Source organism: Shewanella atlantica (genome assembly GCF_003966265.1).
In the GTDB taxonomy this organism is placed as follows: domain Bacteria; phylum Pseudomonadota; class Gammaproteobacteria; order Enterobacterales; family Shewanellaceae; genus Shewanella; species Shewanella atlantica.
Map to the genome: position 1 here is coordinate 76,246 of NZ_RXNV01000004.1, position 14,282 is coordinate 90,527.

Annotated in this window: 14 protein-coding genes; 3 read left to right on the forward strand and 11 right to left on the reverse strand. The window is 47.0% G+C overall.

Going from position 1 to position 14,282, the window contains the following annotated elements; all coding sequences use genetic code 11:
- Positions 1–175 precede the first annotated feature (175 nt).
- The 8 genes from EKG39_RS11590 to apbC form a co-directional block, all read right to left on the reverse strand.
- The gene (locus EKG39_RS11590; RefSeq protein ID WP_126505914.1) at positions 176–964 is read right to left on the reverse strand and encodes a TatD family hydrolase; all 789 of its coding nucleotides are present in this window, start codon (positions 962–964) and stop codon (positions 176–178) included.
- Positions 965–1,071: 107 nt separating this feature from the next.
- Positions 1,072–1,398, reverse strand: a complete 327-nt coding sequence (locus EKG39_RS11595) for a PilZ domain-containing protein (protein WP_012142984.1) — start codon at positions 1,396–1,398, stop codon at positions 1,072–1,074.
- A 7-nt stretch (positions 1,399–1,405) separates the two neighbouring features.
- On the reverse strand, positions 1,406–2,320 hold the full coding sequence (gene holB, locus EKG39_RS11600) for a DNA polymerase III subunit delta' (protein ID WP_126505915.1): 915 nt from the start codon (positions 2,318–2,320) through the stop codon (positions 1,406–1,408).
- Positions 2,320–2,952, reverse strand: a complete 633-nt coding sequence (gene tmk, locus EKG39_RS11605; protein ID WP_126505916.1) for a dTMP kinase — start codon at positions 2,950–2,952, stop codon at positions 2,320–2,322. The genes holB and tmk overlap by 1 nt, the downstream gene beginning before the upstream one ends.
- Complete coding sequence (gene mltG, locus EKG39_RS11610) at positions 2,949–3,956, reverse strand: endolytic transglycosylase MltG (protein ID WP_126505917.1); 1,008 nt, start codon at positions 3,954–3,956, stop codon at positions 2,949–2,951. Before mltG ends, tmk begins: the two co-directional genes overlap by 4 nt.
- Positions 3,953–4,768 (reverse strand): aminodeoxychorismate lyase, encoded by an 816-nt coding sequence (gene pabC / locus EKG39_RS11615; protein WP_126506099.1) that lies wholly within the window; start codon positions 4,766–4,768, stop codon positions 3,953–3,955. Before pabC ends, mltG begins: the two co-directional genes overlap by 4 nt.
- A 147-nt stretch (positions 4,769–4,915) precedes the next feature.
- On the reverse strand, positions 4,916–5,551 hold the full coding sequence (udk, locus tag EKG39_RS11620; protein WP_126505918.1) for a uridine kinase: 636 nt from the start codon (positions 5,549–5,551) through the stop codon (positions 4,916–4,918).
- A 12-nt stretch (positions 5,552–5,563) separates the two neighbouring features.
- Positions 5,564–6,679 carry an iron-sulfur cluster carrier protein ApbC gene (gene apbC / locus EKG39_RS11625; RefSeq protein WP_126505919.1) on the reverse strand — a complete coding sequence of 372 codons (1,116 nt, stop codon included), beginning with the start codon at positions 6,677–6,679 and terminating at the stop codon, positions 5,564–5,566.
- Positions 6,680–6,840: 161 nt separating this feature from the next.
- Here apbC and metG point away from each other — a divergent pair, with 161 nt between their 5' ends.
- On the forward strand, positions 6,841–8,913 hold the full coding sequence (gene metG / locus EKG39_RS11630) for a methionine--tRNA ligase (RefSeq protein ID WP_126505920.1): 2,073 nt from the start codon (positions 6,841–6,843) through the stop codon (positions 8,911–8,913).
- 127 nt (positions 8,914–9,040) lie between these two features.
- Here the strand turns inward: metG and EKG39_RS11635 are convergent, their stop codons facing one another.
- The 3 genes from EKG39_RS11635 to EKG39_RS11645 form a co-directional block, all read right to left on the reverse strand.
- Positions 9,041–9,541: a CreA family protein gene (locus EKG39_RS11635; protein ID WP_126505921.1), complete on the reverse strand. Its 501-nt coding sequence runs from the start codon at positions 9,539–9,541 to the stop codon at positions 9,041–9,043.
- A 120-nt stretch (positions 9,542–9,661) separates the two neighbouring features.
- Positions 9,662–11,035 (reverse strand): molecular chaperone, encoded by a 1,374-nt coding sequence (yegD, locus tag EKG39_RS11640; RefSeq protein WP_126505922.1) that lies wholly within the window; start codon positions 11,033–11,035, stop codon positions 9,662–9,664.
- 177 nt (positions 11,036–11,212) lie between these two features.
- A complete protein-coding gene (locus tag EKG39_RS11645; RefSeq protein ID WP_126505923.1) occupies positions 11,213–11,722 on the reverse strand; it encodes an aminoacyl-tRNA deacylase in 510 nt (169 codons plus the stop codon).
- A 197-nt stretch (positions 11,723–11,919) separates the two neighbouring features.
- Between EKG39_RS11645 and EKG39_RS11650 the strand changes: the two genes are divergently transcribed.
- Positions 11,920–13,413, forward strand: coding sequence for an NfeD family protein (locus EKG39_RS11650; protein WP_126505924.1), 1,494 nt, complete (start codon positions 11,920–11,922; stop codon positions 13,411–13,413).
- Positions 13,394–14,197, forward strand: a complete 804-nt coding sequence (locus EKG39_RS11655) for a slipin family protein (RefSeq protein WP_126505925.1) — start codon at positions 13,394–13,396, stop codon at positions 14,195–14,197. Before EKG39_RS11650 ends, EKG39_RS11655 begins: the two co-directional genes overlap by 20 nt.
- Positions 14,198–14,282 lie beyond the last annotated feature (85 nt).

Sequence of the window (14,282 nt, forward strand, 5' to 3'; positions counted from 1 at the left end):
AGTAATATTCTCGCTAGGAGTTTTCACTCTCTACTACACTAATAGCCAGAGAGTTAATTCCCGCGAGGATCTCACCAGTAGCGCACGGCTCTTTAGATAGAGCCATTCCCCTGGACCCAGAACAATTGGAATAGTTTTGGGTCTTTTTTTGACTTTTTTCGGCCTCTATATTTGACTAGCGGCCAGCAAGCTTGGCTGCATCGGTGAACAGGTTAAAGAAATTATCTGTGGTGTATTGAGCCAACTCTTCGAAGCTCTCTCCACGTAACTGAGCAATATACTCGGCCACATCTCTGACAAATGCAGGTTGATTCTCTTTACCGCGATGAGGAACCGGGGCTAAATAGGGAGCATCGGTCTCGACCAGCAGCCTGTCTTTAGGCACCTTACGAATGACGGTTCTCAACTCTCCCGCATTTTTAAAGGTCGCAATACCCGAAACTGAAATATAAAAACCCAAATCGATAGCGGCCTTAGCCATCTCCCAGTTTTCTGTGAAGCAGTGCAACACCCCACCGACCTTGTCACCGTGTCCATTTTTCAAAAAATTCAGTGTATCTTCACGAGCGTCACGAGTATGAATAATTAAAGGCTTATTAACTTGAACTGCCAGCTCGATCTGCTGCTCGAAACAAGTCTGCTGTAGGGCCTTCGTTTCGTTGGCATAAAAATAATCTAAGCCGGTCTCACCTATGGCGATCACCTTCGGCTCTTTAACAAACTCCTGTAGCTGTACCGCATCTAACCCCTCCTGAACATCCAGAGGGTGTACGCCTGCGGAAAGAAAGACTTGGTCAAACTCTGCCATCTTGTCGCGCATAGACTCGAAGCCATTTTGACGAACATTAACACATAGGAAGTAATCTACTCCTCTGGTTTTAGCTTCTTTGAGGATATGTTGAAGAGTTTGATGATCGGGCGCCGCTTTTAAACGGTCAAGATGACAATGAGAATCGATGAGCACGGGAGTTTCCAGCAATTAATGTGTAAAAAAGAAGTTCTATTCAGTATATTCCGGCGCAGATTTTAACCGGCAACATGCTGAGTTACAGAAGATGGAAGGATACAGACCTACATGGTGCAGGTCAAATCACCGGACGCAAGCTCCCGGGATAACAGATTTTCAATATGATGTTTGTGGGTATCGGGATCAGTTAATATTTTCACACCAATCCCTGCAGGCCGACCACCCGAGGCTCCTAATGGATTAATCCAAACCACCACTCCTTCAAACTGGTGCTTAGAGGTTGAGCCGGGAAGTTGATAGGCAATCGTTAACTCTTGCCCCAGATAATGGCTTTCTGTGGTCGCAACGAATAAACCTGCCGGTTTAATAAAGGGCATGTAAGCGCGGTAAAGCTGATGTAAGGTGTCAAAATTAACAACTAGATCTATCATAAACCGATCACTTTTTACCCATCTCGTAGTATTCTAATATAAACGATTGAAATAAAGCTAAATAATTTACATTCGGCATAAGTAAAAGACGGTGATAAGTCTCCATCACCTTCGCGCTGAACTCTGTTATTTTCACTCTCAACAATGCATCTAAATCTGTCTGTTTCACTAGTTTCTGTCTTAAAAGTAAATATAAAACTTTAAGTGCATCAGAAACTTGCTTTTCATTTATATTAATTAAATTAGCACACAGGTGACCAGAGGACAAACTTTGAGACCAGTCTTTTCTTAGCTGAAGTAAGGTGGTATACCGTTCACCTTCCAGAGCCTTAGCCAGCTCCAATGGTCCCCCCATCACCGGCAGACACCAGGTCACATCGGATTTACCACCCGATTCCAGTGATAGCCAGCTCTTGATCTCTTCACGTGTTGGTGCCTGGAAATGGATCCGTTGACAGCGACTACTGATGGTTGCCATCAACCTCGAAGGGGTATCTGACTGTAAGAGTAGTAATGTCTCTTTACCTGGCTCTTCGAGCGTTTTTAACAGGGCATTGGCCGAAGCCTGATTTAGTTTTTCACAATTACCGATAACGGCAACGCGCCTGCCGCCTTGCTGTGATGTTGCCGTCAGTTTTCGACAAAGCTCCCTCACCTGATCGACCTTAATTTGATTCCCATCGGCGAGAATGTGATAAAAGTCCGGATGATTATTAGCTTCGACTAACTGACACGCTTTACAGAACCCACACGCTCCCTGTGATGTCACCGTTTGACATAGCGCAGCCTTTGCCAAGGCTAAGGAGAGGATTTCACCGCCATATCCGTTATGTACCCCAACAAGGTAAGCATGACCGATATGCTGTGATTTTAGTTGCTCACTAAAATCACCGATAACCGGGGTCAACCAAGGCAGCTCCATTACCACTCCATTGATTGCAATAACGCAAGAATGTCTTTATGTACTTCAGCCATAGTCTGACCCGCATCGATAACGGCGATGGAGTCATCTTTCGATGCGAAGGAGAGAAAGGTCCCACGGGCACGCTCAAAAAAGTCCAGCTCTTGCTTCTCAATCCTGTCTAACTCACCCCGGCTTGCGGCGCGACTTAAACCCAATTCTGGGTCGATATCCAGATAGATAGTCAAATCAGGCTTGAATTCTCCCAACGTGGCCTGACTCACGACCTCGACCAAATCCATCAAGCCCCGCCCTCCCCCTTGGTAGGCCAGGGACGAAAGGTTATGCCTGTCCCCAAGTACCCATTCTCCACGAGATAGGGCCGGTTTAATCACGTTGGCGACTAACTGAGCTCTTGCGGCGTAAAGGAGAAGACACTCAGCCTCGTCACAGAGTGGATCACTCTCATCGGCGATTTTAACGAGATCTCTCATACGTTCAGCCAATGGTGTACCACCAGGTTCACGGGTACACACGGGAGCTGTGCCGGTGTGCTTTTCGATAAAATCCCGAACAAGGGATATCGCACTGGACTTGCCTGCGCCTTCCAACCCCTCGATCACAATAAATTTACTGCTGTTTTGGTTATTCATCGATTTCTCTGATACTTGTTTACGGCACGGTTGTGCTCGACTAATGTTCTTGAAAATACGTGACTGCCATCATTGCGGGACACGAAATAGAGGTAGTTCACGTCTGCCGGCTGCGCAGCGGCAAGCAGTGATGCGCCACTTGGCGCCGCAATTGGAGTTGGCGTAAGCCCATTAATTCTATACGTATTAAAGGGAGTTAGCTCTCTCAGATCCTTGCGCCTGATATTGCCTTGATACCTGTCTCCCATGCCGTAAATCACGGTCGGATCGGTTTGTAAACGCATCCCCTTATTGAGGCGGTTAGCAAATACTGCCGATATCCAGGGACGTTCGCTCGCCTTGCCGGTCTCTTTTTCGATTATCGATGCCATGATCAATAACTCATAAGGTGACTTAAGCGGAAGGTCCTCAGCACGTTGCGCCCAGGCAGCGGCTAACTCCTGCTGCATCTTATTATAACTTTGAGTAACGACCAGCTGAATGTCATCGCCAGCAACATAATGATAAGTGTCGGGATAAAATTTACCTTCGGGCAAACCGGACTCATCTCCCTGCTCGACTAAAACCCGCCTGAATACGTCTTCATCAAATTGACTTTGAGGTAAGGTTTCCAGTACCGCCAACCACTCCTTGATACTCTGTCCCTCGATAAGCGTCACACTGAAGACTTTCTCTTTTCCCTCAACCAACTTCTCAAGCAGCTCGTTGACTGTCTCGCCGGGCTCTATAACGTAGAATCCTGAGCGAATTTTAGCAAGTTCCGGTTTAAGACGGGCCAATACTTTCAGCTTCCAACCCTCGGTAACTAACTCCCGTTTCTCTAACGTGGTCACGAGCTGTGAAAATGAGGTGCCGCGTTTGAGTTCAAGATCTTGTGGCTGAGCAATGTTTAGCGGTAACTGACTAAACCCGATAATATGTTTATAACCCAAAAAACCAAAGCCACCAGCGAGGGTAAGCAGAGTAAAACTGGTTGCGACAAGCGCTAAAACAATTTTTTTCATAAGGTAAGCTGTAAAGAATCTCTTATTGAAGCAGTAAAAGATGACCGCTCATAGGTAAAGTCATCGATCCGATTAATATCGACAAGGCCAAACAGGCTGTTAGTAATAAATCCATGCTCAAACTGAGACAGTTGCAGATAGCTGACTTCATTAATATGCAGATCGAAACCTAGATCTATGAGTGCATAGATGACCTGCTCTCGCATCACTCCGGCAACCCCCGCCAAAGCAATGCTCGGTGTGATGACTTTATTACCATCAACCAGAAACAGATTTGCCATCGATGACTCAATAACATTGCACTGTTGATCCATCACCAGCCAGTCCTCAAAACCTGAGGGTAAGCTCTTTGATTTAATTAATACCTGTTCGAGACGGTTCAGATGTTTAATACCAGCCAGCAAGGGTTGATGCGCCAGCTTAACATCGCTGCTCTTCAAGGATATTCCCCCACTTTGCCATTGTGAATAATGGGTGGGGATAGCATGAACCGAGACGATTTCGGTAATGCTTGCATCAGCCGGCGCAGCATAGCCGCGCCCGCCGACACCACGGCCGAGTAATAGCTTAATACAGCCCTCACCACGAGTCATCGCAATCTGGTTAATCCGGGCAATAAGCGCATCACTGCCGCACCAGTCGAAACCTAGCCGCTTTGCGCCCTGCTCCAGCCTCTGCATGTGGGCCTTTAAAAACAAGATCTTACCACCACTGAAACGCATGGTCGCAAACAATCCGTCTCCGTAAGCTAATCCACGTTCGAGTGGATCAATCTGGCAATCTTGTTTCCCGTTTACCCAAACTTCAGTCATCGCCACACAAACCTGCCATCGGCATCAATATTGCCATTCGCTCACTCCCTTTTAAACCCCATACACTTCCTCTGTCCTTTGGTTGTGCTCACTATGTTCGTTACTATAACGAACATAGAATCAAAATGTAGGGCCGCTTTATAAGTATTATTTTGCTAACAGGTGCTGAATTCGAGTCTTGAGAATATCGGTAGCGATACGGTTTTTACCACCGCGCGGCACAATAATATCCGCATACTGCTTAGATGGTTCGATAAATTGCAGGAACATAGGACGAACAGTCTCGGTATACTGCGACATTACAGACTCCATAGTACGACCACGCTCGGCAACATCGCGAGAAAGGCGGCGCATAAAACAGATATCCAGAGGCGTATCCATAAACACACTCGCATCCATGGTGTTTCTAAGCACTGGATCGGTAAGTAGCAAGATACCTTCCAAGATGATCACCTTCTTCGGTGTCATCTTAATCGTCTCTTCCATACGCGTATGTTCGTTATAACTGTAAGTTGGGATCTCTACCGCTTCACCTGATTTCAAGGCCGATAAGTGGCTGCATAAAAGCTCATGGTCGAGTGCTTTAGGGTGATCATAATTGGTCAGTACCCGCTGCTCCATCGACAGATGTCCCTGATCTCTGTAATAAGCATCTTCGGCAATAACACCTATCTGGTCGGTACCAAGATCACGACACAACTCTTCGTAGATGGTTTTTGCGATTAAACTTTTTCCAGAGGCTGACGCCCCTGCTATACCGATTATGACACACTGAGAATTCATGCTGATAAAACCTTATTCGTCATCTGAAATACTAATTGAAACACTGGATTGTACTTTGGTGAGTGCGAGCTGAGCTCCCACTTTTCTTGCTATCTCACGATAAAGTGCAGACACTTCACTGTCAGGATCGGCTACGACCGTAGGTGCGCCTTTATCTACATCTTCACGGATGTTAAGTTTAAGCGGTAACTCTCCCAAGAGAGGAACTTGATAACGTTCGGCCATTTTGCTGCCACCGTGACTACCGAATGGATGCTCTTTATGACCACATTCGCTACACATGTGAAAGCTCATGTTCTCGACAATACCTAACACAGGAATGTTTACTTTGCGGAACATGCTGATACCTTTTTTAGCATCGGCAAGGGCAATATCCTGAGGCGTTGTCACAACCACCGCACCTGTCACAGGTACTTTTTGAGAGAGAGTCAGTTGAATGTCACCCGTCCCCGGTGGCATATCGATAACCATATAGTCGAGTTCCGGCCATTGAGTTTCATTCAACAACTGGGCTAATGCACCGGCAGCCATAGGCCCACGCCATACAGCGGCTTCATCATCACCCAACATAAAACCGATAGATTGTGCCGTAATACCATGGGCTGTGGCAGCCGTCATCATTTTGCCATCTGGAGAGACCGGCTTAAAATCAGTTACACCCAACATTAGCGGAATAGAGGGACCATAGATGTCGGCATCTAAGATGCCCACTTTCGCACCTTCGGCAGCTAAGGCTAATGCCAAGTTGACCGCTGTGGTTGATTTACCCACACCACCTTTACCGGAGGCGACGGCAATCACTTGCTTAACATTCTCAATCGGCTCAACACCACCAATGGCAGAAATTGATGCTGGTTGGAAGTCGATTTCGCATTCCACTTCATCGATAGCATCGAGCACAGCAAGCTTTTTCGTAATAGCCATAACGGTATCACGGTACTGTGTCATGCAAGGATATGGGTAACAAAGACCCAACTGCAAACGTTTACCATCCATTGATAACTTGTTTACGCAACCTGCGCTGACCAAACCTTGTGCTAAATATGGATCTTGATACGCATCCAAAATGGCCAAAACAGGCCCGAGAAGATCGTCGTTGAGACGGTAATTCTGAGAAGCTGAAGACAAAAGTGCTACCCCCTATAAAAAATTTGACCAAGTGTACCAGAAAATGACCTAAATATTCGTGTAGATTTAACTCACTTAAATCACCTTTTGATGAAAGTCTCGCGAGGATCGGTTAGTATCTATGCCATTCTTTTTGGGCTCCTTACTGATTTTGAGACAAGATGGCAAATTCACAACGTAAAATCCTGGTGACAAGCGCACTTCCATACGCCAATGGACCTATCCATTTAGGCCATATGCTGGAATATATTCAAACCGATATTTGGTCACGATTCCAAAAACTTCGTGGACACGAATGTCACTATATTTGTGCCGATGATGCCCATGGTACCCCTATCATGCTTAAGGCTCAGCAGCTGGGTATCGAACCGGAAGAGATGATTGCTCAAGTCAATAAAGAGCATCAGCAGGATTTTGCTGACTTCAATATCAAATTTGACAACTTCCACAGCACTCACAGTGTCGAAAACCGTGAGTTGTCCAGTGAGATATACCTTAAGTTGCGTGATGCGGGTTACATTAAAACCAAGACCATCTCTCAACTATTCGATCCTGAAAAGTCTATGTTCCTGCCTGATCGCTTCGTAAAAGGCACTTGCCCTAAGTGTAAATCAGAAGACCAATACGGTGATAACTGCGATAACTGTGGCGCAACATACAACCCGACGGATCTGATTGATCCAAAATCTGCCGTCTCTGGTGCGACACCTGTGATGAAAGAGTCTGAGCACTTCTTCTTCGACCTGCCAGCATTTGAAAACATGCTTAACGAGTGGACCCGCTCCGGTGCTATTCAGGATGAGATCGCAAACAAACTAGGTGAATGGTTCGAACAGGGTCTACAGCAGTGGGACATCAGCCGTGATGCACCATATTTTGGCTTCGAGATCCCTGATGCGCCGGGTAAGTACTTTTACGTATGGCTCGATGCTCCTATCGGTTACATGGGTTCGTTTAAAAATCTATGTGACAGACGTGAAGATCTCAACTTCGACGATTTCTGGTCTAAAGATTCAACAGCCGAGGTATATCACTTCATCGGTAAAGATATCGTTAACTTCCACAGCCTGTTCTGGCCAGCCATGCTCGAAGGTGCGGGATTCCGTAAACCTACCAGCGTATTCGCTCACGGCTATGTCACGGTTAACGGCGCTAAGATGTCGAAGTCTAAAGGCACCTTTATCAAGGCCCGTACTTACCTTGACAACTTAGACCCTGAATACCTGCGTTATTACTATGCGGCTAAGCTCAGCAATCGTATTGACGATCTCGATCTTAACCTTGAAGATTTCGCCCAGCGTGTTAACTCAGACTTGGTTGGTAAACTAGTTAACCTGGCCTCACGCACCGCCGGTTTTATCAGCAAGCGTTTCGATGGCAAGTTAGCTAAAGTCGCCGACACCACTCTGGAACAGACCTTCCTGGCGAAACAGGAGGTCATTGCTGACTTATACGAGAACCGTGAATTCGGTAAAGCGATGCGTGAGATAATGGCACTGGCCGATATCGCCAACGCTTATGTTGCCGACGCCGCGCCATGGCAGTTAATCAAGCAAGAAGATAAGCAAGATGAGGCGCATCAGGTGTGCAGTAATGCACTTAACCTGTTCCGCATCTTAGTCACTTATCTCAAGCCTGTATTGCCAAAACTTGCAGACGATGTCGAAGCCTTCCTGCAGTTCCCGCTTACCTGGGACAATTTAGGTGCCGATCTCGCCGGTCATGAAATCGCTAAATTCAAAGCCTTGATGCAACGCATCGATATGAAGAACATCGAAGCTATCATCGACGCATCTAAAGAGAACCTGCTTGCAGCCCAGCCTGAGGTCGCTAAAACTAAGCAAGTCGAAACAGAAACAGCTACTGATATGACCGATGTTGATCAGTTAGCACTTGACCCTATTTCAGAAGAGATAAGCTTCGAAGACTTTGCCAAAATTGACTTGCGTATTGCCCGTATAGCTAAAGCTGAGCATGTTCCTGAAGCTAACAAGCTTTTGAAGCTGCAACTCGATTTAGGCGGCGAGACTAAACAGGTTTTTGCAGGAATTAAATCTGCTTATGCCCCTGAAGATCTTGAAGGCAAGCTTACTGTGATGGTCGCAAACCTTGCGCCGCGAAAGATGCGTTTCGGCATGTCAGAAGGCATGGTCGTTGCAGCTGGTCCCGGTAAGAAAGATCTGTGGATCGTAGAGCCTCACGAAGGTGCACAGCCTGGTATGCGAGTTAAGTAACTCCCCAGTGAGTGACTCCGCAGTAAGTGACAGTTAAACATAAAAAAGGGCCGCAGTGATGCGGCCCTTTTTATTGAATCATTTCATTGTGTCAAACGAAACTAGCTGAGCATCTAAAGATGGATCCTTACAGCACCTCAACCTTTTCAATCGGTACACCAGATTGTATCCACGCATCGGTTCCATAAAGCGGCACGGTCGACAGCGCATGTTTGTGGCTACCGTTGGTCTCTTTGGTCGAATAAGACAGATAGAGTAACGTTTGATTGTCTGCATCATAAATACGACGCACTTTTAGCGTCTTAAACAAGATGCTGAGAGACTGTTTAAAAACTATCTCACCATTCTTGCTCTTATCAATATTGGCGAGTTCCATCGCCGAAATCGGCCCTGTCTGTCTGCACGATATACTCATGTCTGAAGGATCGGCCAGACTCAAGTTGGCTTCGATACGGCTGATATGGCAGGTAACACCGGCTATTTTAGGATCTTGCCTGGCGTCGATAATCACATCTTTAGTGGTAAACAGTCCTAGGCTGACTTTACCCACATCATCGCCGCAGGCACTCAGGCCTCCCAACAACATGACTGCCGCGGTTACTTTGCCGAGTGTCGTCAATACTTTCATCATCTCTTCCCTTAAACGTCAAAACTGCGAACAGTTGGCTCACTATGTATTGTTATTCAGCTCATATATTCAGGTAAAGACTCATGACTCCTCCTCTACCAAATACTTTGACTGAACAGGTTAACTAAATACTTTTTGCGCCCATCGCGTTAGCCCTGCCGTTACACTACCAAAATGATCACCCACAACGATAGGGATAGCGGGATATAATCCTGCGATCTTATTATAGATAGCGGGACTTCTTGCCGTACCACCGGTCACATAGATCACATCGGGTTCGATGCCGGCTGTCGCTAACGCTTCCTGCATCAAGGCTTCAATTTTTGCACTAGGTGCCGCAACGGCCTCTGCGAACAGATCCCGGCTCACATCGGCGCTGAGCTTAGAGCAGATATAATCGAGTTGCATTGTGACTGAGTCATTATCCGACAAGCTGATTTTAGCCTGTTCGGCACTGCGCACGATTCGATAGCCCAACTGATCTTGTTGCACCTTGAGTAGTCTCTCTAACAGCTCGGGTTTCTTAGCATCTTTAATCAACTCCTCGATCATCTTGCGCGAGCTTAATGATGAAAAGTCACGTTGAGCACTGATATCGTTAACGGCCACGGCATTCCAGAAAGGTTTACTCGGTACAGGCAGACCGTTGACCATATGACAACCTAAACCTAAGTGAGACATGAAGGCCTTCATAGACAGCGCAATATCTAAGTCATTCCCGCCGACTCTTTGGCCGCTATGACCGAGAAAGTCACCAGCCCTATCTATTGATGTAATATGTGATGGTCCCATCTTGACCACAGAGCAATCGGTAGTACCGCCACCAACATCGACGACCAAAACCACTTTGTCCTCGTTTAAACTCGCCTCAAAGTCCATGCCTGCAGCTAGCGGTTCAAACAGAAAGTCGACATCGACGAAGCCCGCTCTTTTTGCCGCCAGGCGCAGAATCGACTCAGCTTGTTTATTGCTATCTTCACCACCGATCCCCTGAAAGTTCACGGGTCTACCGATAACAGCATGAGTTATGGCGTGTTCGCTATCCAGCCCCTGTTTAGACTCGGCAATCTGCTTTATATGCTGCATCATCATAGTGACGATGTCTTCAAACAGGGCCACCTGATCGATTCTTAAGCCTGTAGCCCCTAAGAAAGATTTTGGCGAACGGACATAGAAACCTTCCTCAGGCATATCCAAATATGCTTTGACAGCTTGTTCACCGACGAAAACGGCCTGTTCATCGCTATCCAGGTCTAACTCGAGCCTGGCATAACGGGCACGGCTCAGCTGAGCCGACCGGGCTTTGGCATAATCGGCTTTAAGGTGAGTCGGCATCTGCTGATATACAGCTTCAGCGATAAGCTCTCTGTCGAGCGCATAAAGAGTCGAAGTCAGATAATTTGACTCCACCGACAAAGGCAACAGTCTGACGCCCTCTCCATCCATAACACCTATGGCACAATTCGCACTACCATAATCAAAACCAACAAACATTCACTCGCCCCAAAGGTAAAAGCTACAAATAAAAAGCCGTGAAAAATAGCACACTATGACGGGAGTAAAAAGGGGGAAGCGTTATTTCATGACAAAAGTTAAACTCAGGGTTAGGATCCTGACTCAACCTTGGCCCAAAGATGAGGAAACGGGTATTAAAAATACCCGTGTTTCAAATCAGGCCTGCTCAAGATCGCCAAATTCAGGGGCACCGATTGGTGTACCTCCGATATCGGCCAACAGGGTACCGGACAGTAATGGCGTATATTGCTGATGATTGATCTCGATAAGATGTCGGTGATCTCCGGCTTCGAGATAGACTTTTTCCTCATCGAATAACCGTTTATCTAACATCATTTTGATACCATATGCCTCCGCAAGCCCGGGAATGGCACCTTTATCACAATCGGCAAATTGAGTAGACAGCTCAGTTTCATCGGCCAGATGATAAGCTTCACCCATCTGCTCACTGACTTTTAATACAGATAACCTACGACCGGAGCCAACTGCAGCCATGAGGTAGTCGCCATCGTTATTGACCAATAACACGGCTTTCACCACCTGAGAACTCGGCAGATGCGCCGATGCCGATGAGTCGAGAGATGACAAGGTCTTGCGATGCTTAACAAGGGAGTATTCAACCTTGTTGTCGCTAAGAAACGATTCAAGAGTCATTGCTATGGCCATGATAAAACCTCCCATCGTTGGTAATTTTAACGTGAAATGATACTAGCTCAATTATAGACAAGGCTGAGCAAACATAGCGTTCATAGAGGTAAATTATATCGCTATCCTCCTCAGAGAACTCAAGCAACTAACAGATATTTATACCGATCGATATTATATCGCCTAAACTAAAAGATAATGCCATCGAAGAGTCTCTTATGTGTGCATCTATCTCTAAGTTATCGGCTTTCGGGTTAACGCCCCTTAAGATAATAACGTTTTTTCTCTCCCTTTTTTTCCTGGCTGCAGCACAGGCTCAGGCAGACTCGGCCCCGAAACCTTCTGTGGCCTCCGAGTCCCTGTCTGTGCCGGTTTTAAGTATTAAAGGGGCAATAGGCCCTGCGGTAAGTGACTACCTGATAACCGAAATCAAAGCCGCTAATCGTGACTCGGCTCCTCTGCTCATCATAGTCATCGACACACCTGGTGGTTTAGTCTCCAGTTTAAGGGACATCAACCAGGTCATACTCAATTCAGATGTGCCCATTGCCTGCCTGGTACACCCTCCGGGCGCACGGGCAGCCAGCGCAGGGACCTTTATTCTCTATGCATGTCACATTGCGGCCATGTCCTCGGCAACTACATTGGGCGCCGCAACACCGGTCAGTATAGGCGGTCCCACCGCACCGACCTCTCCCACCGGCAAAGACAGCAAAGATGACAAAGAGCAGGACAAGGCGCCGACAAAGTCTGCGATGGAGAAGAAAGTACTCAACGACTCTATCGCTTATATACGCTCACTGGCGCAACTACGTGGGCGCAACGAAGAGTGGGCAGAGTTAGCCGTTAAGGAAGCCGCGACATTAACGGCCACAGAGGCACTGGAACAAAATGTGATCACTCTTCTTGCCGACTCCCCTCAGGATCTGTTGAACAAATTGGATGGCTGGGAGGTTAAGGTAAAGGATGAACCACGCACCCTGGCGTTAAAACAGGCGAGTCTTAAGTCTGTCGCCCCTGACTGGCGCAACGAATTCATATCCACCATAACGAACCCTAACATCGCCTATATCCTGATGATCCTCGGCATCTATGGCATATTACTCGAGTTTTATAGTCCGGGAATTGGCGTAGCGGGAGTCACAGGAGCCATATCTCTGGTTATCGCCCTCTATGCGTTTCAACTTTTACCCATCAATTATGCCGGTCTGGCTTTACTGCTGTTGGGAATAGGTTTGCTTGTCACCGAAGCCATGATGCCGAGCTTTGGCATATTCGGTGTGGGCGGGATCATCGCCTTTACCATGGGATCCATATTCCTTATCGACACCAAAGAGACCCAATTTCAAATCTCTATTCCTGTCATCGCCGCCGTCACCTCGGTTAGCGTGGTCTTCTTCCTCTTCGTATTGGGTTTTCTCTGGCGTTCACGGAAAAACCGAATTGTCAGTGGCCAGGAAGCCATCATGGGGGCTCAGGCTGTAGTACTCGACGACTTTGATAAACAGGGATATGTGTTGTTTGGCGGGGAGCGCTGGGCTGCCAGAACCGATACGCCACTACACAAAGGTCAACGTGTCACCGTAGATAGTATTAAAGAATTAACCCTTATTTTAAAATCAGCAACGGACAATACTCAGGACGAAGTGCAAGTGGGTATTGAGGACAGTTCAAACAACAAGGAGCCTGACAATGGATCCCATTCTTCATAATAGCGCTATGTTCAGCCTTGCGGTCGTATTTCTGGTCGTCGCACTGCTATTGAGCGCATTTAGAATTTTGCGTGAGTATGAGCGAGGAGTGATCTTTCTGCTTGGACGCTTTTACAAGGTGAAAGGACCCGGACTCATCATCGTCATTCCAATCATTCAACAGATGGTCAGAGTCGATCTGCGTACTGTTGTTATGGATGTGCCGACTCAAGATGTGATCAGCCGGGACAATGTGTCGGTCAAAGTCAACGCGGTGATCTACTTTCGGGTGATCGATGCTCAAAAAGCCATTATCAATGTAGAAGATTACCTGCAGGCCACCTCCCAACTGGCTCAAACGACACTGCGCTCGGTACTCGGGCAGCATGAACTCGATGAGATGCTGGCCAATAGAGAGATGCTAAATACCGACATACAGAGCATTCTTGACACCCGTACCGATGGCTGGGGCATAAAAGTCTCTAACGTTGAAATTAAGCATGTGGATCTCAATGAAACTATGGTGAGAGCCATTGCACGCCAGGCTGAGGCCGAACGTACCCGGAGGGCAAAAGTCATTCATGCATCCGGTGAAATGGAAGCCTCGACAAAATTGGTTGAAGCTGCGAGTAAGCTGGCACTGGAGCCCAATGCTATTTTACTGAGATATTTACAGACTCTGACAGAGATTGCCGGTGAGAAAAATTCGACCATCTTATTCCCGCTGCCGATGGATCTACTCAACGGTGTGCTCAGCAAAGTTAAAGATGAGCCACCAAAGGATTCAGATAAACAGAGCGAATAGTGATACCAGCTGGTATTAGTAAAAATCATCCAATAAAAAAGCCGACTATTATTAGCCGGCTTTTTAAATACAGCGTGAACGATCG

Coding starts and splice junctions, on each gene's coding strand:
- EKG39_RS11595 (WP_012142984.1), bottom strand. CDS start 1,398: ATGATAGATCTAGTTGTTAATTTTGACACCTTACATCAGCTTTACCGC.
- holB (WP_126505915.1), bottom strand. CDS start 2,320: ATGGAGCTGCCTTGGTTGACCCCGGTTATCGGTGATTTTAGTGAGCAA.
- tmk (WP_126505916.1), bottom strand. CDS start 2,952: ATGAATAACCAAAACAGCAGTAAATTTATTGTGATCGAGGGGTTGGAA.
- mltG (WP_126505917.1), bottom strand. CDS start 3,956: ATGAAAAAAATTGTTTTAGCGCTTGTCGCAACCAGTTTTACTCTGCTT.
- pabC (WP_126506099.1), bottom strand. CDS start 4,768: ATGACTGAAGTTTGGGTAAACGGGAAACAAGATTGCCAGATTGATCCA.
- udk (WP_126505918.1), bottom strand. CDS start 5,551: ATGAATTCTCAGTGTGTCATAATCGGTATAGCAGGGGCGTCAGCCTCT.
- metG (WP_126505920.1), top strand. CDS start 6,841: ATGGCAAATTCACAACGTAAAATCCTGGTGACAAGCGCACTTCCATAC.
- EKG39_RS11635 (WP_126505921.1), bottom strand. CDS start 9,541: ATGAAAGTATTGACGACACTCGGCAAAGTAACCGCGGCAGTCATGTTG.
- yegD (WP_126505922.1), bottom strand. CDS start 11,035: ATGTTTGTTGGTTTTGATTATGGTAGTGCGAATTGTGCCATAGGTGTT.
- EKG39_RS11645 (WP_126505923.1), bottom strand. CDS start 11,722: ATGGCCATAGCAATGACTCTTGAATCGTTTCTTAGCGACAACAAGGTT.
- EKG39_RS11650 (WP_126505924.1), top strand. CDS start 11,920: ATGTGTGCATCTATCTCTAAGTTATCGGCTTTCGGGTTAACGCCCCTT.
- EKG39_RS11655 (WP_126505925.1), top strand. CDS start 13,394: ATGGATCCCATTCTTCATAATAGCGCTATGTTCAGCCTTGCGGTCGTA.